General features: G+C 22.6%; 3 protein-coding genes. All 3 read left to right on the top strand.

Annotation, left to right across the window (positions count from 1 at the left end):
• Positions 1-193: hypothetical protein (locus D9R21_RS05740; protein ID WP_206609243.1), on the top strand; the 193-nt coding region annotated here is incomplete at its 5' end.
• Between the two features lie 367 nt (positions 194-560).
• Positions 561-1,826 carry a kinetochore Spc7 family protein gene (locus D9R21_RS05735; RefSeq protein WP_126821449.1) on the top strand — a complete coding sequence of 422 codons (1,266 nt, stop codon included), beginning with the start codon at positions 561-563 and terminating at the stop codon, positions 1,824-1,826.
• 25 nt (positions 1,827-1,851) lie between these two features.
• Entirely contained in the window at positions 1,852-2,235 is a 384-nt protein-coding gene (locus D9R21_RS05730; protein ID WP_126821448.1) for a lipoprotein, read from the top strand.
• Positions 2,236-2,385: the final 150 nt, after the last annotated feature.

Below are 2,385 nucleotides of genomic sequence, written 5' to 3'. Positions count from 1 at the left end.
CTGAATAAGAAAAATGTTTGTTCAAGGCAAAATATATGGCATATTAGATAACTTCCCATTTTTAGATAAGTGCATTAGTGAACTAAGATTTAGTGATACTAAAACAAACACACCCGATAGTAAAATGTACCATGACCCATATGATGCTTTGTTTTATGGTTCTTATCCATATCGTTTTAAAATGGGAATATAATTAATCTATTTTTGGGCGAGCGGTTGATTTTCTTAAATTTTTGTGATAAAATGACTTACAAGTTAAAAAAAGTTTTGAGGTTCTTTCAAACAAATTTGGGAACCTTTATAAAATTCTTTGCTTAACGCTTAGAATTTTTCCCAAGTATTTTGAAAAGCACGGCAAAAGTTTTTTTTAAACTTTAAGGCATTTTTCACAAACTTATGAAAATCACCGCGAGCCCAGATTAGTACAAATATAATCACAATAATAATCATTACAATTCATCTCCTTTCTAAAATATATTTAAAGTACTTGACCTATATATATATAATGTCAATAGATCTTGATAAAAATTTTCAAGATGAAAGAAAGGAAATTATACAAAATGAAAAAACTTTTAAGTTTATTAAGTGTGTTAACAATCAGTGAAACAGCTGTACCAACAACAATTGCCGCCACCCCCTATCAAAAAGAAAAAAACAATATAGAAAATTTAAAAAGAAATAAAAGAGAAAATAATAATAAAAATGTAGTATCACACACTGATCCAATTTTTGGTAAACCTAGAATGTATTATACAATTAATCCAGATACTTTCGAAGAGATAATATTTTGAAAATTAAATAATGATTTACATAATTTTATAATAAAATTTCAAGATAAATTTTATTATGATGCCAAATTAAATGATGCAAGAATTGGTGGCGGAGATATTCGCGAAAGTGCAGAAACTATTTGAAATAATTGACCAAGAATTTATGATTTTTGACAGAATACAGGTAAAAGAAATAAAATAAAAATTGTAACAGTTTCTAATTTTGGAAGTTCATTACAAGATATTGAATCTATAGAATTATTTGAAGAAAATTCATTTATTGAAAATAAATATCTTAACAATTTATGAAATGATTTTGATGGTGATTTGTCAAAAGAATATATTGATTTAGGAATTATTGAAGATACAGATGATAATTTTATTTTAAATAAGCTTAAAGAAAAATATCCAAAGTTAAATATTTCTTATTTTGAATTTTTTGATAAAAAATATTATTCATTCTTTGATAAAAGTTTCTCAACTAAATTTAAAATAAAATCTAATAACGAATTAATTTACCCTATTCAAACTTTAAATAATAAATTTACTTTTATAACTAAAAAATGATTAAATAAAGATTTACCAAAATTAATTGATAATGAAAATTTAATTAAAAATTGAAAAACAAATTTTATAAATTGACAAAATGAAAATAATAGACAAATTAATGAAGATTTACCAAAATACGGAAATGATGAAAAAGGTAAAGCGTTAAAAAGAACATGAAAAGGTAATAACATTAATGAACTTAACAATAAGTTACTTTCTTTAAGTCATATTTTAGAAACAATTGATATTAAATTTAAATCAAATGAATTATATAGCAAAGTTCAAAATCTAGAAAAAGATATTAATGAATTAAAATTACAAATTAATAATTTAAATCAAAAAATATCTGAAATTAAAAATTCTTTAAAAACAAATGAAGATTTAGAAAATTGTACAAATATTGGTTATATTGTTGCTGCAAGTACTGCATGAATTCCTTATATTGGTACTTTAATTTCAACAATTTCGGGAATGGCAGCGTCTATTTGTACTGTAATTAATGTTTAAATATATTATAAATAATTAATAAAATATGAAAAAAATATTAAGTCTTTTAGGAACAGGCACTTTAATTGGAACAAGCACAGCAAGTTTAGTTGCTTTTAATCCACCACAATATACTGAAAAAGAATTAGCAGATTTAAAAGAAAAAAATAATATAAAAACAAAAGATGGTATTTTACAATGAATAGTACCCCAAGAAAAACCGTTTAGTAAGATAGTTTATAATAAATGATATTTTATAATATATCAAGATAATTCTAATAATATAAAAATATCAAAAAGAATAAATAATAATCCAAATATCAATGTAGCGTTGCCATGATCTCCAAGTTGAATAAAAGTTTATCGTTGAGATGGGTCTGGTGAACCTAATTTACCTGAAATAGATAAAAATGGTAATATAAAAATATAATATTTTTTCTTTTATTCTGATTTACAATAAAAATAATCATTTTAATAAATGTACAATGTTTCTTTTAACTGAGAATATGAAATAAAAAACCTTTCTAGGTTATTATTAAATATATAAAGTTAGGAGAAACATTTTTTATATGGCAAAGGG

Source organism: Spiroplasma endosymbiont of Megaselia nigra (genome assembly GCF_003987485.1).
Classification (GTDB): domain Bacteria; phylum Bacillota_I; class Bacilli_A; order Mycoplasmatales; family Mycoplasmataceae; genus Spiroplasma.
The sequence above is the reverse complement of the archived record's forward strand: the minus strand, read 5'-3'. Positions and strand labels throughout refer to the sequence as shown.